This is a genomic window from Desulfobaculum bizertense DSM 18034 (assembly GCF_900167065.1).
Taxonomy (GTDB): domain Bacteria; phylum Desulfobacterota; class Desulfovibrionia; order Desulfovibrionales; family Desulfovibrionaceae; genus Desulfobaculum; species Desulfobaculum bizertense.
Map to the genome: position 1 here is coordinate 599,340 of NZ_FUYA01000001.1, position 18,763 is coordinate 618,102.

The window sequence follows — 18,763 nt, forward strand, 5'->3', positions numbered from 1 at the left end:
GGGAGGCGCTTTTTTTTATGCGGTCCAGATGAGTCCTGCCGGACCTGTGCCCGACACACAGCCAAGGCATTGTGGTCCTGTCAGGACATGTCGGCGTTCCAGTTCTTCGCGCCCAATGTTTCTCGACATGATGTTTGGACTTTCCCCCAGAACACAGGGGCGCTCAAGCGCCTGATTAAAATCGCAGTCATACAGAAGTCCATCCCAGCCAACAGAAATCCCATTCTGACAGTTTAGCCCCGGCAGATTCGCTCCGCTTTGGGCAGAGACCTGCATCTGTACAAAAAGATCATCCTCATCAAGCGTGGTAAGGATTTCCATAAAGCGCCACAGCGGAACATTCACGTGTGGAATCAGCGCCGTGACTTTGACGTTGAGAATTTCTTCAAACAGGGTGCGCACCGTCCTGTCATAGGCAATGCGCAGGCTCGGTGCGTGTGGCCCGAGCGGCTGATGCAGAATGAGTGAAAGCTGGAGATCCGGAGACATGCCATAGCCACGATCATTGAGCTTGTGCAGGACGCGAATTTGTGACGGAACAAGGGCGTCGTCAGGAAGCTCGTTAATGTAATTTTCCAGATAGCCGGGCAGGGCGGCAACAAGCTTCACCCTGTATCGGGCGTAGAGGTCCAGAATATCCTCAAGGCCTTCCAGAGTGAGGGCTGCAAGGCTGGTGTAGACCGTGAGGGGGAATTCTGGACTGAGGGTTTTGAGCAGTTGCCGAAAGTGCGGATTAAGTTCTGGTGCGCCGCCTGTGAGGTGAAGCTCGACTGGGGTAAGGCGTCTGGCAAGTTCTATGGCTTCAAGGATTACTGCCCAGCCCATCATGTCCCGCTCTGAGGGCAGGCAGGAGAGTGGGCAGTTGAGACAGGTGAGCATGCAGCGCGTTCCAAGATTGAGCTGCATGTGTTCTATACGCCGGACGCCTAAGGTTCCCCGCAGGGGCTGGAGAAGCATGTGCGCTCCTTGGCTTAACCCTTGGCCACAGCAATGACGGCCTGCATGAATGCGGGCAGGTCGTCAGGCTTGCGGCTGGATATTTGATTGCGGTCAACAACAACTTCTGCATCTTCCCAGCGGCCACCGGCATTGCGAATGTCATCCGCAATGGCAACCGTTGACGTGCAGCGGAATCCATCCAGAATATTGGCAGAAACAGGAACCCAGCCACCATGGCAGATATGGGCAATGGGTTTGCCTGCCTCGTGCATGGCGCGGGTAATGTCCTTAACGTGCTGCGAGCGCCGGAGACGGTCAGGAGCAAAGCCTCCGGGAATGATGAGAAGGTGGTATCGTTCTGGGCTGACATCCCTGATGGCAATGTCCGCAACGCAGGGGTAGCCATGTTTGGATACGTAGCTGTGGTCCTTTTCTGGCCCGGCAATGAGGACCTCTGCACCTGCTTCGCGCAGGCGAAGAACGGGATACCACAGCTCCAGATCTTCATAGTTGTCTTCAACAAAAACCAGTGCAATTTTCCCCAGCAACTCCTGCATGGCGAGTCCTCCTTGTCCAGAAAAGATGTATACAGTACAGTGCGCACAGTATCAGAGAAGTATACGCTATGCTGAGGCTTGCGGCAATTCGCCGCCGAACTTCGGTGAGAAGTGACTATTCGGAAAAGGAGACTGCACTATGCTGCTGCGAAAGCGGGCTTGGGACCTGATGCGGGAGGATGTCACCAGAGGGGTGCGCGGTGAGAACCTGATCTTTCTGTTGCGCCGGATGCAGGCGGCAATTGAACGGGATGCGGATAATCATGTGGCCGTGATTGAAGACAGTCATGGTCATTACCTTGGAGTCATCACCATGTGGGATGTGGTGGGCTATTTTGAGAAGCAGATTTTTCAGCGGGATGAGCTTGTGGATTTTGAACATGCTGACTGGGATAAAGCTTTTGCGACTGCGTGCCGATTGAGTTGTCACATTGGCGTGGAGAAGCTCATGCGACAGCATGGCGTGCCATGCCTTGAACCCACAACACCCATGATTCTGATTTTGGAAAATCTTCAGCGGGACCGTCGAGACTGGGCACTGGTCCGTGAGGGAGAAAAAATACTGGGTATTGTCTTGAAAACAGATATATTTCAGGAGATTGGGGATGAAGTCTTGCAGGTGTTCTAATGCAGGTACAGCCCTGAAAGATATGTAAAGTCGCAGTCTTGCGGCTTTTTTCTTGTGGTAGAGACAAAAGAGGAGTGAACGCACTGCGGCGTGTGACCGTCTCTGTCACAGTACAGAAGCTTTTCAGTCACCCTTCTCCATGCTACAAGCGCGGTTACAGGAGAAAAATGCCGTATGTCCAAGCTGTTCAGTGTACTGATTTTGCCGCTCGTTCTCTTTTTGGGAGCATTTGTCCTGAATGTTTCTGGAATGACCATAACGCCGGGACTTCCCGAAGCTGCCTGCTACGCTGCTGCGGGGCTGGCCGGGGTTTTGTGCTGGCGATTTAAGCGCAGTCGGGGCGTTTTTGCCACGGGGTTGATACTTCTTGGCTTTTGGCTGGTGAGTTTTCCTCTGGCTTCAGGCATGCAGTATGATGCTGTCAGTCTGGTCGGCTATGCAGCCTATGCAGATCTCCTGCCCATCTTTTTTTGTATTCTGGTTCTCATGGGAGACCGTGGCCTTTTGACACCGTGGGGCATCCTTTTTTTCTCCGCAGTGGCATTCTGTGGCGCGCTGTTTCTGACCGTCGTGGACGGTGGCTGGGGCCTGCTGACTCCGCAGGTCGCGCAGGATCTCCAGAATCTCTTTGCGACGACGCTTCATCACCGCCTGCTTCCAAGCTGGGCCGACATGTGGACCTGGCTCCCTCAGCCCGCAATGGTGCACACGTTTTTAGCCGTTGTCTTTTTGCTCCTTCGGGCTTTTTTTCTTGCTGATCCTCTGGAAGTTGGTTTTCTGGGAGCCTTGCTGTGCACTGCCGCAGGCCTGCACTGTGTTGGAAACCCTTCGGCCTCCGGGCTGTTTTTTTTCGCGGCCTTTGTGAGTCTTATTGTGCCGCTTTTCCAGGATTCCTACCGCATGGCCTTTCTTGATGAACTGACGGAAATTCCCTCACGGCGAGCCATGACAGCCGACTTTAAGAAGCTTGGGGGCTGCTATGCGCTTGCCATGTGTGACATTGACCATTTTAAAAAGTTTAATGACACCTATGGGCATGACGTCGGCGATGATGTTTTGCGTATGGTGGCAACGCATCTGAACCGGGTGAGTGGCGGAGGAAGTGCCTACCGCTATGGTGGTGAAGAATTTGCCATCCTTTTTCCGAATTCCAATACGACCGACGCCCAGCCTCATCTGGAACAGGTCAGAGCCAATATTGAAAACTCGCCGTTTACGCTTCGGGCAAATGACCGGGCTGGAAGTGGGGCCAAGGGACGCGGGAAGGCAACGCCCAAACCTCGTGAGACTGTTTCTGTGACAATTTCTATTGGCGTTGCTGAACGCAAAGACCAGCGCCAGCAGCCAGAAGATGTTTTGAAAGAGGCGGACAAAGCCTTGTACAAGGCAAAGAACAGCGGGCGTAATCAGGTGGCCGTGGGGCACTAGTTCGTTCACACATATTTTGAAAATGCATGAAAAAAGGCTGCGCAGAGTGATGCTCTGGGCAGCCTTTTTTGTCTGTTAGCTGAGTGAACTAGATGACGATTTGTTCGCCATTGGGAATGATGACTTCAGGTTTTTCGTCATGCTTCTGCGTGTCGTCATGACGGGGCAGTGTCGGCACGTCCTGAAGATGTGGCTCAAGCTCATCTTCTTCTGGCAAAGTTTCGTCCTGTGCTGTTCCGTTTTTGTCCAGCAGATCAAGAGCCTTGTTCAAAGACTCTGGTTTGTCCTGCGGGGTGGTAGGCTGTACTCGGGGCTGCTCTTCTGGTGTGTCATCGGTCCAGAGACCAGACACGGAGTCCCAGATAGCTTCGAGTCCATCAACGAACAGGGCAAAAAGTCCGGGCGTTTCCTGAGGTGCTGCCGGAGCGTCAATGGCTTCTTTTTGTGGCTCCGCTGTTCTTGCAGGATTGGGCTGCGGTGCTGGCTGTGCCTCAGTGACGCTCTCACTGTGTGCCGGTGCAGGTGTTGCCTTGGGCTGCACAGGATCGACGGTCGGCATGGGCATAGGCACGATGTCTTTGCGCTTGCTTGCCGGATCGGCAGACAGGGCCGGGCCATTAATCAGCAGAACATAGGGGCGGTCAGCAATCCACTGCTCGTGAATGACGTGCAGGTTTGCCGGACGGTTTTTCCATGAATCCCAGTAGCGTTTCTGCATACCCAGAACGAATTTCTTTTCGGTCTGTGCCATTTTGCCCAGTTTTTCAAGATCCTGTGTCTCCAGAATGTTGGAGCCACAGTAATAGGTGTAAACACCAGAGTAGATCTTGTAGGCAGCTGGGGTGTAGCCCGCACGAATGTATTTGCCCATAAGTTCACCCTGAGCCTTGGGACTCATGATGGGGTCAAGGCTTGGAACGGCGAGCATGGCAAGGGGCTGGACCCAGAGGGCCATGAGCACTGCGGTGCTGAGGAGCGCGGGGCGAACGTCCCATTTGGCAACCCAGAACCACAGAAGCAGAGCCATAAGAACAGAAGCCGGAGCCATGACCCAGATGTACTTGAGGTCGGTTGGCCACGGAGTAAAGGCGTTTACAAAGAGAGTTGCCAGTCCAAGGATGGTCAGCAGCACTGCAAAGGCGCGGATGAAGTATTTGACGCGAGTTTGTGGCAGATTCAGTACGCCCTGTGCCAGCAGCAGGCTGAGCGGCGGGAACAGGGGCATAAGGTAGACCACAATTTTGGTACTCAGGCTTGTCAGCAGGATGAACCCGGAGAGCAGGGCGCACCACAGATAAATCTGGCCGGAGCGTGTGCTGTCAACGTCTGCATGTCGAGCTGTTTTGCCCAGGATGGTGGACCAGAACGGACCCTGTACGAGTTTTTTGAGTGGCAGCAGGAAGATTACAAAAGTCCACGGCAAGAGGGCTGCCGGGAAGGTTGCAAAGTAGTGCCAGAACGGTTGCTGATGATGCGAGGCGTTCAGAGCACGGCGGTAAATCTGTTTGTAGAAAATATTTTTGATGAGTTCCTGTTCTCCTGAGAACCATGCGCCAGCTATCCATGCTCCAAGAATGACAAGGGAGAGCAGGAAGCCATAGGCAACATCACGCCGGAAGAAACGGGAGATGCGGCCTGTGATGGCGAGGTACACAATGGACGCCAGAACAGGGAACACAAAGCCCAGCGGTCCTTTGGTCAGCGTTGCGACTGCGCAGAGAGCAAAGCCAAGGAGAAGCAGACCGGTAGCCTTTTCGCGTTGCCATGCGCGGTAGAAGCAGATGTGTGCAAAGGTGATGAACGTTGTGAACAGCAGGTCCATGCGTGAGTACTGGGCAAGGGCCACGAAATAGAAACAGGTCAGCAGGATAAGTCCTGCACCCAGACCGTTTTCATTCTTTTCGCGGAGAATGCCATGGTTCATGGACAGGGTGGCAACGAGGAAAAGCAGTGCGCTTGCCGCTGCACCAGCAAAAAAGAGCGGCGCAGTCGGAGCCTTAAAGATGGGCATAAACGCAGCAAGGAACCAGAAATAGACTGGTGGCTTGTCTGGGTATGGAACGCCATTGAGGTACATGACCAGCCATTTTTTGGCATAGAGGACATGCTCCAGTACGTTGCCGTAGCGGATCTCGTCAGAGAACCAGAGCGCGCGGCTGTCCAGTGAAGGCAGGGTTTGGAGCGCGAGCAGAAGGAGCAGCAGCAGGAATGGGAAAAACGCTGCTGCGGTCCAGAGCTTGGAGAGAAATTTATTCATGAGCGACAACATCCTTTTGTATTCCAAAGGTATAGATAGCCCAGGCCGAGAGCGAGCCAAGAACCCAGCCAAAGAAGGTATCCGTCGGATAATGCTGCATAAGATATATTCTTGTGCCAGCCATGAGCGCAAGTACCAGACCAAGGAAAAGAGTCCAGCGCCAGCGTCTGCGCCACAGAATGAGAGCGAGCGTCGAGCCACTGATGTCAGCTGTGTGACCCGATGGGAACGAATGGTAATGCGGGTTTAGCGTCCACATGTGAAACAGGGTTTCGCCTGTCATGGGACGTGGACGGCCAATAATCATTTTGAACACATGCACCACTCCGCCGCATATGAGCAGGTGGAAGAACAAAAAGGTCAGGGCAAAGCGAACCCAATCCTTCTTTTTCTTTTGGTAGCCGTAGACCAGTATGCCCAGGTAGCTGACGTACATAACGGCATTGCCCCAGTCCGTAAACCAGAATGCATACTGCCGCAGCAGGTCGTGGGCGTTTTTATGGACCCGAATGATTTGCATAAGCGCGTATTCATCGGGGTAAAAATACATAATGACTGCAAGAAGCAGCAGAAAGGGGAATGATCCGAGCAAAAAGTGCACGGCGGGATGTCGTGTGTTCATTGGCGCTTTATAGGGTAATGAGTGTGTGCATGGCAAGCCTGCGCAAAAAGCTGCACTGCGGCCTGTTTATCGGTGATGTTGGGAACGTCTCTTGTTTTCCTGCTCACGTTCTTCAATACTTTTTTTGAGCTGAACAAAATATTCCCGCTCTTTTAAACGCTGGCCAATCCAGATTCCGACGCAAACGCCCACCGTATTTGCCAGCATGTCGAGCCATGACGGGTCGCGGGTAGGGGTCATGATCTGGGCAAGTTCGAGGACAGCCCCGAAAAAAATCATGGCTCCAGCGGCTGTGATGGCGGTGTCCCGTTCGCGGAAGGTGCGCATAGGCAAAAATCCGAGCCAGGCAAAAGCTCCAAAGTGCTGCACGATGTCGAAATATTTGAAAGCCGTGTCGTCAACTGTCTCGGGCCGGAGCGTAAGCCATGAAATGGCAATGATGGAGACTATCCACAAAATGAGCAGTGGTACTGCTGTTTTTTGCTTTGGCATGACTGTGTCCCGTGTCTCTTGCGGTCAGGCGACCGTTGTGGAGCAAAAAAAAGTTTAGCACGCTCCCTGGAGTTCTGCTCCATAAAAACGTGCGTCAGGCAGAGAAAAGGAAAAAGGCTCTGGAGCTGGTCCAGAGCCTTTGTGATGCGTCGAGTTAGCTCCGCTTTCTGGATTTGCCAACGGCAAACTTTTTGGGATCAAGGTGATATTTTTTCACCTTGTAGTTGATGATGCGGTAGCTGGCTTTGAGATCACGCGCAGCCTGAAGCATATTGCCTCGGGCTTTTTTTAGCGCGTCAACGAGCAGTTCCTGCTCAAAGCGGGCAACGGATTCACCAAAGGAAAGGTTGGTGTCTGTTGCCGAAGACTCTGCGGTCTGCAAGCTTGGCGGCAGGTGATAGGTACGAATAACTTCTTCGTCACAAATCAGCACGGCGCGTTCCATGCAGTTGCCAAGTTCGCGGACGTTTCCTGGCCAGTGATACTGCTGGAGCATATCAATGGCAGGGGTCGAGATGCGCTTGACGTCTTTTTTGTACTCCTCGGAGAAGCGCTGCATAAAGTGCTCAGCCAGAGGAAGGATGTCCAGTCGACGTTCCCGAAGCGGGGGAATGAAGATTGGGAAGACGTTGATGCGATAAAAAAGGTCTTCGCGAAGGGTGCCGTCCTCCAGCATCTGCTCCAGTGAGCGGTTGGTTGCTGTAATGAGTCGGGCGTCAACACGAATGGTCTGTTCGCTGCCGATGCGCTGAATTTCGCGTTCCTGAATGGCGCGCAAAAGTTTAGCCTGTGCCTCAAGGGAAAGTTCACCAATTTCATCAAGGAACAGGGTACCACCATCGGCGAGTTCGAACAGGCCCTTCTTGCTGGAAACAGCGCCAGTAAAGGCGCCCTTCACGTGGCCAAAAAGTTCGGACTCAATAAGTTCTGCGGGCAGAGCCGCACAGTTGAGCTTAATGAGTGGCTTGTTTTTTCTGGGGCTGACGCTGTGGATTGCTTCGGCCAGAAGCTCCTTGCCAGTGCCAGATTCACCGCGAAGGAGAACAGTGGCCCGGCTGGGGCCAACCTGAGAAACCTGCTGGAGCACCATGCGCATGGGCTTGGATGCGGCAATAATATTGGGATGCGAAAAAGTGTCGTCAGAGCTGTCGTGCGGCTCCTGCGTCATGCCCTGCGCGAGCAGGTGGCGTTGCATCGCCATTTCTTCCTGAAGTGATGCAACTTCTTTGGCCACAAGAGAGGCCACAACCTGAAGGAAGTTGCAGTCGGCTTCAAGCTCTTCCTGCGTTCCGGCAGGAACGTCGACGGAAAGCGTTCCCAGGACTTCTGTCTGGTTGTTGTCGTCCGCATGGCGAACTGGGACGCAGATAAAGCCAAGCTTCGACATTTCCTCTTTGGTACGGCCAAAGGCCAGATTCAGAAAATGCGGGTCATCTTTCTGAACCGGGACAATGACAGATTCTCCAGAGTCCATGACCTGACCTGTCACGCCCTGTCCGGGCTGATAGGAGACCTCGGAATAGCGCTGAGATCCCACGGTGACAGTCAGTTTGAGGGAATTTGTTTCAGGGTCGAAGATGGTCAGCAGGGCACGTTTGTATCCGTGATTTTCGCACAGGGTACGCAGCAGGGACTTGAGTCCGGACTGCATGGAACCACGCGGACCGATTTCTTCAACAATCCGTACAAGAGTCTGGAAGTACGCAGACTGTTTTTCTGACGAGATGGCTAGGCGTGTCATCGCTTCTTGGGGTTGTGCCCCAGGTGCAAAGGCATCTGGCGCGGGTGAAACGTGTCCACGGCCTTGGCTGTGCTGGCAATCAGGACAGCATGCAGCGTCAGGTCGTAGCTATAAATTTCAAAAAGTCTCAAAACGAAACCTCCCTCGGCAAAACGCCGAGGAAGGCCTGTTCTAAAAGTTGTGAAGTTTGTGCAAAGTGCATTGGGCAGCAGCAGATTCTGCAGCAGGGATGCGTTCGCGTTTTTCGCGACGTCGTTCTGCGCAAATGTTGTGAATCGGTGTTGGTTTTTCTGTGTACCGTTTCATGGCTGTCCTGTACTCTTTGTCGGTCTGGAATATTATTTGTTCTGCGCTGCTTCGATGCTTGCGGCCTTAAACTCGGCAAAGCCTTCGAGTGGCAGGGCTTTTTCTTTTTCCAGAGCCTTGTATGTGTCGAGTGCTACTTTCATATCGCCTGCCTTTTCTGCGGCAAAGGCGGTACGCAGGAGCACCTGATTTTTAAATGAAGCCGGAGCGGTCTTCTGCAGTGCCTGCAGAACCTTGAGTGCATCGGCATCTTTGCCCGCGGCGGTCAGCTCGGCGGCCTGAGCAAGGCCAGCAACAGCAGAAAGGCTGTGGCCATTGCCTGCAATAATGCCAAGTTCCTTGGCTGCTTCCTCGTGTTTGCCATTTTCGACAAGTGTGGAAGCAACTTCAAAATGCAGGGCGGTCTGCATGGACTCTGGAGCCTCTTTTGCAAACTCGCGGAGGCTGGCAACGCGAGCGTCTGCGGGCTGTCCCAGAATTTCTGCCATGCGGGTCTGAGCCTTTTCGAGCCGGGAATTCTGGTACGAGTTATACATTGCCGTACCAGCCAGCGCCAGGATAAGAATGGCAATAGCCGCCAGGATAAAGCGAATGTTGTCTACGATAACCTGAAGCACGGGATGCAGCTTGTCAGGCACGTTCTCCAGAAGTTCTTCACTAGGGTTACCCTGAGTCGGATGTGACTGGGTCTCGGTCATTGTCGGTTATCCTCCATATGGATATTGACTTGCTGGCTGTATTTGGCAAAAACTCAAACAGCTCATGCGGCTGAAGTTCTATTTTTACTTCTGCTTTACAGAAATGTCAAAACAAGTCTCAAGAGTTTTTTCATTTCTGTTGTAAACGTTTTCGACAGGATTTCAAGGTTTTTCCCCTGGTTTTCCCAAAAGAATTGGCTTTTTTGTCCATTTTCTTCATTTTTAGCAATCAGAGGGAAACCATATTCTTTTTTTTAGGAGGAGTCATGGACATTCAGGAAATGATGCTGTCCGTTGGTCAGCGTGCAAAGCTTGCCTCGCGCAGTATGGCGAAGGCCTCTACCGCTCAAAAAAATGCCGTGCTTATTCGACTGGCCGAACTTCTCGACTCGCGACGCGATGAAATTGCTGCGGCAAATGCCCGCGATCTCGACGCCGCAGAAAAAGAAGGCCTCGACGCCCCGCGTATGGACAGACTCCGTCTGACTCCTGCCGTCATTGATGCAATGGCTCTGGCCTGTCGCGAAGTCGCCGCTCAGGACGACCCTGTAGGCGAAATTTCCGGCATGCACAAGCGTCCAAATGGCATTCTCGTCGGCCGGATGCGCATCCCCCTCGGTGTTATTGCCATGATTTTTGAGTCTCGACCCAATGTCACGGTCGATTCCGGCATCCTTTGCCTCAAGGCTGGCAATGCCGTTATCTTGCGCGGTGGGCGTGAAGCTTTTCATTCAAATCAGTATCTTGCCACGCTTTTGCACGAAGCGCTCACGGATAATTCGCTTCCCGCTGACGCTGTTCAGGTCATCGAAACCACCGAACGTGCCGCTGTCCCCGCCCTGTGCAAGCTCGATCAGTACATTGATGTCATGATCCCGCGCGGTGGTGAAGGTCTCATTCGTGCCGTTGTTGCCGAAGCAACCATGCCCGTGCTCAAGCATTACAAGGGTGTCGTTCATGCCTATGTTGATGAAGCTGCCGACCTTGACCGTGCAGTAAAAATCGTGCTCAACGCCAAGGCTCAGCGCCCCGGTGTCTGCAACGCCCTTGAGTGTCTTTTGGTACACAAGGCTGTCGCAGAGCAGCTACTGCCTCGCGTGGCAGAAGCTCTGTCCGCTGCTGGTGTGAGTTTCCGGGCCTGCCCCCGTGCCTTGCCTTTTCTCGGTGCGTCTGCCCAGCCCGCAGCAGAAAATGACTGGGGCATGGAGTTCCACGATTTGATTCTTGCTGTTAAGGTGGTCGACTCTATGGATGAGGCCCTCGACCACATTGCCGAGCATGGTTCAAACCACACTGAGATTATTATTTCTCAGGATCACGACACGGCTATGCGGTTTATGCGTGAAGCTGACGCCTCTATGGTCGCCATCAACGCCTCCTCCCGTTTCAACGACGGCGGGCAGCTCGGTCTTGGTGCAGAAATTGGTATCAGCACCTCCAAGCTCCATGCGTACGGCCCTATGGGTGTAACCGAATTGACCGGTGCCAAGTTTGTCGTCTTTGGCGAAGGTCAGGTAAGGGAATAGCAATGGCTCGAATTGGTTTGCTCGGTGGATGTTTCAATCCTGTGCACAACGCCCATCTGCGTCTCGCACTTGAAGTGCAGGAGCAGCTCGGTCTCGACAGTATTGAGTGCATCCCCTCGGCCGTGCCTCCGCACAAACCCGGGCAGGGTATGCTCGACTTTGATCGGCGCGTTGAGTTCCTCGAAGCCGCTACGGCGAGTCTTCCGCAGGTTTCAGTTAACACGCTTGAGGCTAACCGACCCGGACCGTCGTACACAATCGATACTCTTTGCCGCCTGCGTGAGACTCGCCCCGATGACAGCTTTTGGTTCATCCTTGGGGCGTGTGACCTGTTGATGGTTCCCCTTTGGAAGCGAGGTTTGGAGATCGTGAACTATGCCAATCTCGCCGTTGCCAATCGCGTCGACGACACCCTCGACGGAGTGATTCGTTTTATGGGGCGCACGTGGCCAGAAGCTCAGCGAGATGGAGCTAGCACGTGGCGCTTCCTCGACGGCCATCAACTCGATTTTGTCGAGATTCCACGTCTCGACATAAGTTCCTCGCAGGTCCGTGAGCGGTGGATTTCCCAGCGCAGTGTCTATGGACTCGTCCCTGAGTGCATAGACTCCCTTCTCGAGCAGTATGAGCACGAAGTCGCTACCGTTTGGAAGGCGTAGAGGGAAAATTGGGGCCTGCCCCAGTGCGTTAGCGCTGGATGGGTGGGAGGGGAAAATTGGGGGCCTGCCCCCAAACCCCCGCGTAAGGGAATGATTCCCTTACGTATCCTCAGCGAGTTTGAATTCCCTCCACGCTTCGCGTGAATGAAATTCAAACTTGTTGGGCATAACGTCGAGAGCTTCTTTCTCTTCTGCGAGTTCGCCACCTTTTTCTTTCTGAACGCGAGCGTTCAGAAAGAAAGGGTTGGAGCGCAAAGAAAAAGAACACACGGGACGCCCACTAGGCCAAAAATTAAGGGCCGGATGTAAGGGAAAGCCAACGGCTTTCACACATCCGGCCCTTAATTTTTGGGCGATAGCGGGATTCCCAAGGGCCTCGTCCTTGGGCGGGGTCAAGGGGCAGCGCCCCTTGCAGGGTTTGGGGCAGCGCCCCAATAAAACAACAAGAGCACCCACCCCTGCGCCCTTTCCTGCGTTTTTTTTAAAAAAAAGCGCAGGAAAGGGCGAGGAGCTGCGTTCTGCTGATGCACACGGAGGCGCGAAAAATTGACTTAGGTCAAGGAATCGGCCGGAGAGTGCTGTAGTGGTCAGGAATTCCGAAGTATTTCGGTGAGGACCTGTTCTGGCATGATGTCTCGCATGCAGCGGATGGAATCGGGACAGCCTTTGCCACCGTGGAGGGAGCAGGGGCGACAATGCAGCGCGGATTCGAGGACGACGTCATGCTCTCCGCTGGGGAAGAAGCCCCAGTGAGATGTTGTGGGTCCAAAGAGTCCGATTGTAGGAACGCCGAGAGCTGTTCCCATGTGCATGGGGCCGGAGTCTCCAGTCACGAGGGCGCGAGAGCGTGCGATGAGCGCGCAGGTTTCCCGAAGGGAGCTGGCGTTTGTGGCGTCGACGACATTCTCGGGCAATTCCTGAGCCGGGAGAGGCTCGCTGCTGCGGCCGAGAATGAGGCAAGACCAGCCTTTTGCATCAAGCTTCCTGATGAGGGTCAGCCAATGGCCAATGGGCCACTGCTTTCCGGGATGCGTTGCAAAGGGGTGAAGGGCGACGACGGGACGCTCAGTAAGCCCATGCTCTGTGAAAAACGAATCGGAAAATGATTTTTCTTGTGCGGTGAGCCAAATTCGCGGTCGAAGTTCCTCGCGAGATGGGGCTTCTTTCTCAATTGCGAGGGCGTAACGCTGCGGTACGTTGTACCGGTTAAGGCGCTCACCGAGAAGGTTCAGACGCGTGCGACTGAAGACGCGGCGAGTGAGACTGAATTTTGGATAGCGCCGTACAGGGCCTTTCCAAAAGGTTGTCAAAATTTGAGACCGCAAGGTGCCGTGGAGGTCGAGAAGCCCCCAGCCTTTGTAGCGCTCAGAAAGCTCACGGGCGGCGCGAAACCATTCTTTGCCTTTGAGGCTGTGCTCATTGGGAAAGATGAGTCGGTCAATACCGGGGTGGTTCTCTAACACTGGTGCAATGCCTTTGCGGGTGAGAACGTGAAAGTTCCAGCCGTGGGTTGCGTGCAGATAGTGAAGAGGCCCGGAGGTGAGAATAAGATCGCCAAGAGCTGAAAGCCTGATGGCGAGCCAGTTTTTGGGGAGAGGACTAGACATTCCGCTGCTCCAGTTTTTGGGCAATGGACGCCCAGACGTGCTCTGGCGTGATCTTGCGCATGCAGTCGTGATGTCCTTCGGGGCATTCTTTGGGACCGTGTAGCGAGCAGGGGCGACAGGGCAGGGTGTGCTCCAGTACCGTTGAATTTTTGCCACGGGGGAAGAAGCCCAGCTTGCGGACTGTTGGCCCAAAGATGGCAACGAGGGGAGTTTCCTGAACCCAGGCGAGGTGCATGGGACCGGAGTCTCCCGAGAGATAACAGTCGAGCGCGGCAATGTGCGCGGCAAGCTCGGTCATGGAAAGCTGTCCTGCAAGGTTGAGAACGCCGTCCTGTTGCTGCGGGGAGAGCTGAGCACCCTCAAGAACCTTGGCTGCAAGGGGTTCTTCGCCGGGACCGGCAAAGAGAACGACTTTGACGCCCTGATTGATGGCCTTGCGGACGATTTTAGAAAAATATTCAAGTGGCCACTGCTTTGTGGGCCACGTTGAGCCGGGGTGAATGCCCAAAAGCGGGGCATTGCGAATCGCGAACGTTTCTGCTGCGGCGATGTGCGCCTCTTCTGGCAAGACAAGATGCGGCTTAGTCGTGACAGGAATCTGAAGTGGTCCAAGCAGACGCAAAAGGCGTTCGATTTCGTCGAACTGGTCAAAGGCGCGGTCAACGGTGTGGGTGTAAAACCAGTTGTTGAACCACGGTTTTGAATATCCAATGCGCTTGCCCGCAGAGGTCCACCGGGAAATCAAACCACTGCGAAAACTGGTGTGCGGGCTGATCCAGAGGTCAAAGCGCTCCTTGGCGAGTTTTTGACCATAGGAGTAGGCCCCGGAAAAACCTTTTTGCGCGCCACGCTTGGCAAAGCTGCGGACGGTGCAGAGTTCCGGCTGGGCCACAAAAAGCTGATCAACGCCTTTGCGGACAAAGAAGTGGAGTTCTGCGTCGGGGTATGCAGCAGAGAGTGAGTGAATAAGCGGAAGGGTGAGAATGGCGTCGCCCAGAAAGGCGGTGTTCCAAATGCCTATACGTGTCATGAGTTCGTATCGCGATCTATTGTGTTGTAGTGTAAGATACAGTCAGCAGCGGCCTCAAGGTCGTGAGCAATGGCAAACGGAGCAGCAGGACTGGCGTTTTCTGGAACGCTCCACGCGGTAAATGGTGTGGAAAGCTCATAGTCCGCGAGTTGGTCTGTGCCTTTGCCAGTGAGCACGAGAATGGACGCAGCGAGGCCTGCATTGTGGCCAAAGCTGATGTCTGCTGATTTGTCGCCGATCATAACAGTTTCTTCTGGTCGAAGTCCAAAGCGGGATGAAAGATCCTCCCACATTCCGGTGAGGGGCTTGCGGCAGGAGCAGTTTTCTTCGGGGGCATGGGGGCAAAAGGCGGTTCCTGTAATCTGGATGCCCTTACGCTCAAGGATTTCGAGCAGCCGTTTCTGGACAGCGCTGTAGTCTTCGGCAGAAAAATACCCACGGCCGATTCCAGACTGGTTGGTGGCGATGAACAAATTCATGCCTGCCTTGGCAAGCTCCTGTAATCCTTCGGCAGCTCCATCAAGAAGCTCGACGCCTTCTGGCTTGTGCAGGTAATGTTTGTCAATAATGACTGTTCCGTCACGGTCGAGAATGATATTTTTTATATTTTGCATAAGAATAAGTGGCTAAAGGCTATATGCCGTACAAAAGTGTGTTGTGCGGCAAGCTGGGCCTTGCGTCAAGTGACGACTCGTGCAATTTTTGGCACTTGCCCGGTGCAAGCTGCCTCTGGTAGGAGTCAGCTTATTCTATAAGAATCAATACGTCTGCATCAACTGTTGATTTGCATACATTTTCGCGAAAACGCGAGTGGGGAGGAACGTGTTAGAGTTATTGCTTGCCGTTGGAGTTGCTGTTGGCGTGTCGCTATTTTGTTCTGTGAGTGAAGCAGCTCTGTATTCTGTCCCGTGGAGCCGCATCGAACAGCTTCGGAATGAAGGGAAGAAATCCGGTGAAATGCTCTATGAGCTTCGGAATAATGTGGATAAGCCCATTGCGGCCATCCTGACCTTGAATACCGTGGCCAATACCGCTGGTGCTGCTGTTGCTGGCGCTGCTGCGGCCCGGGTGTTTGGGGTAGAGTGGCTGGGCTATTTTACGGCGGTCTTTACGCTCATTATTCTGGTTTTTTCCGAAATTTTACCCAAAACGGTTGGCGTGATGTATTCTCGCACGCTAGCTCCGCTTTTGGCTCGCCCCCTGACCTTTTTGGTTTGGGCGCTGTCACCTGCGATCTGGATTCTCGGGATTGTGTCAAAGCTTGTCCAAAAGCCAAAACGCAAAGGTCCGGCCGCAACAGAAGAGGACATTACGGCTCTTGCCACGCTCTCCAGAAGAGCGGGCATCCTCAAGCCCTATGAGGAAGAGTCGATTAAAAATATTTTGCAGCTCGACGTGAAAACCACGCACGAGATCATGACGCCCAGAACAGTTGTTTCTTCTCTCCCTGCGGATATGACCGTTAAGGAGGCCCGAGAGGAAAAGCACTGTTGGTCACACAGCAGGATTCCCGTCTTTGAAGGCGATGATCCTGAAGACATTGTGGGTCTTGTGACGCGACGCGAAGTGCTGCTTGCTGCTGCCGAAGATCTCGAAGAGAAACGGCTTGCAGACTTGATGCACCCCGTCCAGTTTGCACTGGAAACCTTGACCCTGGACAGGTTGCTCATTAAATTCCTCGAAACCCATATCCACTTGTTTATCGTTCTCGATGAATATGGTGGACTTGCAGGCGTGGTCACGCTTGAGGACGTTTTAGAGGAAATCCTTGGAAAGGAAATCGTCGACGAAACCGACGAGGTGGAAGACATGCGGGAACTTGCCCGCCAGCGTCGTGCCCAAATTGCGGGTTCGGCCAAGAAACCCTAGTAACCGGGTCGGGTTAGAGTATGGCTAAGAAAAGTAACAGGAATATCTACATTGTTGCCCTGCTGCTCTTTTTGAGTGGTTTTGGCTACTTGCTGTTTTCCGGTTTTTCGCAAAACAGCGTGTACTTCCTGAATGTTTCCGAAGCGCTGTCCATGGAGACGAATGAACTTTCGAACATCCGTCTTTTTGGCAAGGTTGCCCCAGAAAATCTTTTGGGCGGTCCCGGACAGCTTGATGTGGAATTCCAGCTTGCGGACAGCAACGGTGGTGACGGTTCCATTCGTGTTGCCTACCACGGTGTTGTTCCGGATACCTTTAAACCCGGTGCCGAAGTGATCGTGGAAGGTGGCATGACCGAAAACGGTGTGTTTAGCGCCCGGACGCTTATGACCAAGTGTCCTTCCAAGTATCAAAAAAAGCGTGATGAGGAAAAAGCCCACCAGGGATAATCCGGTGGGCTTTGGCTCGAAAACGTTGTCATAATTCCGGCCTTGCCGGTACCCCCTTCATCGAGGTTGCTGATGCATCTATTTGCCTACTTCTGTCTGCTTGCAGCGCTCTTCGTGTCGCTGCTCTTTGGCGGACTCTCTCTGTATATGCTTTGGACGGGACGCACTCGGTACGCCCATTGGACCGAGCGGGGGCAGCTTGCCTGCTTTGCGCTGGTCATGGCGTCCTCTGTGGTCCTGCTTCGGGCACTTGTTGCAAAGGATTTTTCCCTCCAGTACGTCTGGCAGTACACAGACAGCTACCTTCCGCTTTTCTATACCGTGACGGCATTTTGGGCAGGACAGGCTGGTTCTATGCTGTTCTGGGCACTGTGCATTGTGACGTGTGGACTTTTCTTTGCTGCCTCAAAACATTACGCCAAACTCCAGCCCAATACCCGGGTGTGGTTTTGGCTTTTCCATTACTCCGTTCAGGCCTTCTTCCTGTATATCCTGAGTGGTCCCTCCAACCCCTTCCTTGAGTTTGCCCATGCGCCCGTTGAGGGCAATGGCCTGAATCCACTGCTCCAGAACCCCGGCATGATTTTCCATCCGCCGCTTCTGTTCATTGGTTACGCAGGCTTTACTGTGCCGTGCTGTCTCGCACTGGCGAGCTGGGTGAATAAAGAGAACGTGGACTGGCTGCCTGTGGGCCGCCTGTGGACTGTCTTTGCTTGGCTTTTCCTGACTGCGGGCATCATCCTTGGTGCATGGTGGTCCTACATGGAGCTTGGCTGGGGCGGATACTGGGCATGGGACCCGGTGGAGAACTCTTCCCTGATTCCGTGGCTGGCTGCAACGGCCTTTTTGCACACGGCAATCATTCAGCGTCGACGTGGCTCCCTGCCGCGCATTAACGTGTTTTTCATTACCCTGACATTCTTCCTCTGCATTTTTGCCACCTACGTGGTGCGAAGCGGAGTTATTGATTCTCTGCATGCCTTTGGGCGCAGTGAGCTTGGGGAACCGTTGGTGTTCTTCATGCTCGGAACCCTCATCGCTGGCGTGCTGGTGGTCTTGTCCCACAAGGATAAGAATGCCCGTCCGCTTGATGAGCTGCTGTCCCGTTCCGGCCTGCTTTTTCTTGCTGCGTGGTTCTTCCTCGCCATTGGTCTTGTGATTTTCCTTGGCACTATGTGGCCGCTGATTTCCAGCATGTGGAATCCCAAGCCAATTGGGCTTGAACCTGCGTTCTATAACCGGGTCTGCCTGCCGCTCTTTGCGTGTATTTCCCTGTTCCTCGTGTTCTGTCCGTGGCTCGGATGGAAGGGGGGCGTGGTGAATCGCAAGGCATTCTATGCAGTGTGTGGCTCAATCATTCCTGCTGCTGGCCTGATGTGGATGCGTGGCATTCATCACCCGGTTGCGCTGCTTGGTGCGGTATCTGCCGTGGTTGGTCTCTTTGGCATTGTTGTCCTGTTTGCCAGCCGCAAAGACATGCTCAGAAATCCCCACTCATGGGCTGCATACGGCGTTCATGTCGGCCTGCTGCTGATGACGCTGGCTGTTGCCTTTTCTGGCCCGTACAAGATTGAGCGCGAAGCCGTGCTTCATCCCGGTGAGAGCATGCAGATTGCTGAGTACACCGTAAAGTATGAGGGCATGCAGGAGCGCAGAACTCCGGGTATGGACTATGTCGAAGCGCGACTGACTGTGACCGAGAATGGCAAAAAGGTTGGCACCATGACCCCGCAGCGCCGGGCGTACCGGAACAACCGGAACGTTTTTGCTGAGGTCTCGGTTATTCCGGGCCTGGGTGACGAGCTGTACTCAACGCTGGTTGGTTCTTCTCCTGATGGGCAGGTCTCTTTGCGCATCAGCGTGAACCCGCTTGTGAACTGGCTGTGGATTGGCGGCGTGCTCATGACGCTGTTCCCCTTGCTGGCATTTTGGCGCAGAAAGGCGTAGGCATTTCG

At 53.9% G+C, this 18,763-nt stretch carries 19 protein-coding genes; 7 read left to right on the forward strand and 12 right to left on the reverse strand.

Annotated elements, in window-relative coordinates:
• Positions 1 to 15: 15 nt before the first annotated feature.
• Both B5D23_RS02725 and B5D23_RS02730 read right to left on the reverse strand, forming a co-directional pair.
• Complete coding sequence (locus B5D23_RS02725; protein ID WP_078683844.1) at positions 16 to 957, reverse strand: DUF3641 domain-containing protein; 942 nt, start codon at positions 955 to 957, stop codon at positions 16 to 18.
• 14 nt (positions 958 to 971) lie between these two features.
• A complete protein-coding gene (locus B5D23_RS02730; RefSeq protein WP_078683845.1) occupies positions 972 to 1,496 on the reverse strand; it encodes a type 1 glutamine amidotransferase domain-containing protein in 525 nt (174 codons plus the stop codon).
• Between the two features lie 139 nt (positions 1,497 to 1,635).
• Between B5D23_RS02730 and B5D23_RS02735 the strand changes: the two genes are divergently transcribed.
• The gene (locus tag B5D23_RS02735) at positions 1,636 to 2,124 is read left to right on the forward strand and encodes a CBS domain-containing protein (protein WP_078683846.1); all 489 of its coding nucleotides are present in this window, start codon (positions 1,636 to 1,638) and stop codon (positions 2,122 to 2,124) included.
• Between the two features lie 174 nt (positions 2,125 to 2,298).
• Entirely contained in the window at positions 2,299 to 3,552 is a 1,254-nt protein-coding gene (locus tag B5D23_RS02740; protein WP_078683847.1) for a GGDEF domain-containing protein, read from the forward strand.
• Positions 3,553 to 3,640: 88 nt separating this feature from the next.
• Here B5D23_RS02740 and B5D23_RS02745 read toward each other — a convergent pair whose 3' ends face one another.
• The 6 genes from B5D23_RS02745 to B5D23_RS02765 form a co-directional block, all read right to left on the reverse strand.
• On the reverse strand, positions 3,641 to 5,809 hold the full coding sequence (locus B5D23_RS02745) for a glycosyltransferase family 39 protein (RefSeq protein ID WP_159445881.1): 2,169 nt from the start codon (positions 5,807 to 5,809) through the stop codon (positions 3,641 to 3,643).
• The gene (locus B5D23_RS02750) at positions 5,802 to 6,431 is read right to left on the reverse strand and encodes a phosphatase PAP2 family protein (protein ID WP_078683849.1); all 630 of its coding nucleotides are present in this window, start codon (positions 6,429 to 6,431) and stop codon (positions 5,802 to 5,804) included. Before B5D23_RS02750 ends, B5D23_RS02745 begins: the two co-directional genes overlap by 8 nt.
• A gap of 66 nt (positions 6,432 to 6,497) precedes the next feature.
• On the reverse strand, positions 6,498 to 6,923 hold the full coding sequence (locus tag B5D23_RS02755) for a VanZ family protein (RefSeq protein ID WP_078683850.1): 426 nt from the start codon (positions 6,921 to 6,923) through the stop codon (positions 6,498 to 6,500).
• Between the two features lie 154 nt (positions 6,924 to 7,077).
• Positions 7,078 to 8,664, reverse strand: a complete 1,587-nt coding sequence (locus B5D23_RS02760; protein ID WP_078683851.1) for a sigma-54-dependent Fis family transcriptional regulator — start codon at positions 8,662 to 8,664, stop codon at positions 7,078 to 7,080.
• Positions 8,661 to 8,795 carry a hypothetical protein gene (locus tag B5D23_RS15270; protein WP_284690173.1) on the reverse strand — a complete coding sequence of 45 codons (135 nt, stop codon included), beginning with the start codon at positions 8,793 to 8,795 and terminating at the stop codon, positions 8,661 to 8,663. Before B5D23_RS15270 ends, B5D23_RS02760 begins: the two co-directional genes overlap by 4 nt.
• Before the next feature lie 207 nt (positions 8,796 to 9,002).
• Positions 9,003 to 9,668, reverse strand: coding sequence for a tetratricopeptide repeat protein (locus B5D23_RS02765; RefSeq protein WP_078683852.1), 666 nt, complete (start codon positions 9,666 to 9,668; stop codon positions 9,003 to 9,005).
• Between the two features lie 266 nt (positions 9,669 to 9,934).
• Here B5D23_RS02765 and B5D23_RS02770 point away from each other — a divergent pair, with 266 nt between their 5' ends.
• Positions 9,935 to 11,194: a glutamate-5-semialdehyde dehydrogenase gene (locus B5D23_RS02770; protein ID WP_078683853.1), complete on the forward strand. Its 1,260-nt coding sequence runs from the start codon at positions 9,935 to 9,937 to the stop codon at positions 11,192 to 11,194.
• 2 nt (positions 11,195 to 11,196) lie between these two features.
• Complete coding sequence (gene nadD, locus B5D23_RS02775; RefSeq protein ID WP_078683854.1) at positions 11,197 to 11,853, forward strand: nicotinate (nicotinamide) nucleotide adenylyltransferase; 657 nt, start codon at positions 11,197 to 11,199, stop codon at positions 11,851 to 11,853.
• 99 nt (positions 11,854 to 11,952) lie between these two features.
• On the opposite strand, the gene B5D23_RS14990 is transcribed toward nadD, so the two are convergent.
• The 4 genes from B5D23_RS14990 to B5D23_RS02795 form a co-directional block, all read right to left on the reverse strand.
• The gene (locus tag B5D23_RS14990) at positions 11,953 to 12,123 is read right to left on the reverse strand and encodes a hypothetical protein (protein WP_159445882.1); all 171 of its coding nucleotides are present in this window, start codon (positions 12,121 to 12,123) and stop codon (positions 11,953 to 11,955) included.
• Between the two features lie 317 nt (positions 12,124 to 12,440).
• Positions 12,441 to 13,460, reverse strand: a complete 1,020-nt coding sequence (locus tag B5D23_RS02785) for a glycosyltransferase family 9 protein (RefSeq protein ID WP_078683856.1) — start codon at positions 13,458 to 13,460, stop codon at positions 12,441 to 12,443.
• Positions 13,453 to 14,490, reverse strand: a complete 1,038-nt coding sequence (locus B5D23_RS02790) for a glycosyltransferase family 9 protein (RefSeq protein ID WP_078683857.1) — start codon at positions 14,488 to 14,490, stop codon at positions 13,453 to 13,455. The genes B5D23_RS02785 and B5D23_RS02790 overlap by 8 nt, the downstream gene beginning before the upstream one ends.
• The gene (locus tag B5D23_RS02795; protein ID WP_078683858.1) at positions 14,487 to 15,104 is read right to left on the reverse strand and encodes a D-glycero-alpha-D-manno-heptose-1,7-bisphosphate 7-phosphatase; all 618 of its coding nucleotides are present in this window, start codon (positions 15,102 to 15,104) and stop codon (positions 14,487 to 14,489) included. Before B5D23_RS02795 ends, B5D23_RS02790 begins: the two co-directional genes overlap by 4 nt.
• A gap of 208 nt (positions 15,105 to 15,312) precedes the next feature.
• Between B5D23_RS02795 and B5D23_RS02800 the strand changes: the two genes are divergently transcribed.
• The 3 genes from B5D23_RS02800 (at position 15,313) to B5D23_RS02810 (ending at position 18,755) form a co-directional block, all read left to right on the forward strand.
• Entirely contained in the window at positions 15,313 to 16,359 is a 1,047-nt protein-coding gene (locus B5D23_RS02800; RefSeq protein WP_078683859.1) for a hemolysin family protein, read from the forward strand.
• A 20-nt stretch (positions 16,360 to 16,379) separates the two neighbouring features.
• Entirely contained in the window at positions 16,380 to 16,808 is a 429-nt protein-coding gene (locus tag B5D23_RS02805) for a cytochrome c maturation protein CcmE (RefSeq protein ID WP_078683860.1), read from the forward strand.
• A 72-nt stretch (positions 16,809 to 16,880) separates the two neighbouring features.
• Positions 16,881 to 18,755: a heme lyase CcmF/NrfE family subunit gene (locus B5D23_RS02810; protein ID WP_078683861.1), complete on the forward strand. Its 1,875-nt coding sequence runs from the start codon at positions 16,881 to 16,883 to the stop codon at positions 18,753 to 18,755.
• The last annotated feature ends 8 nt before the right edge of the window (positions 18,756 to 18,763 follow it).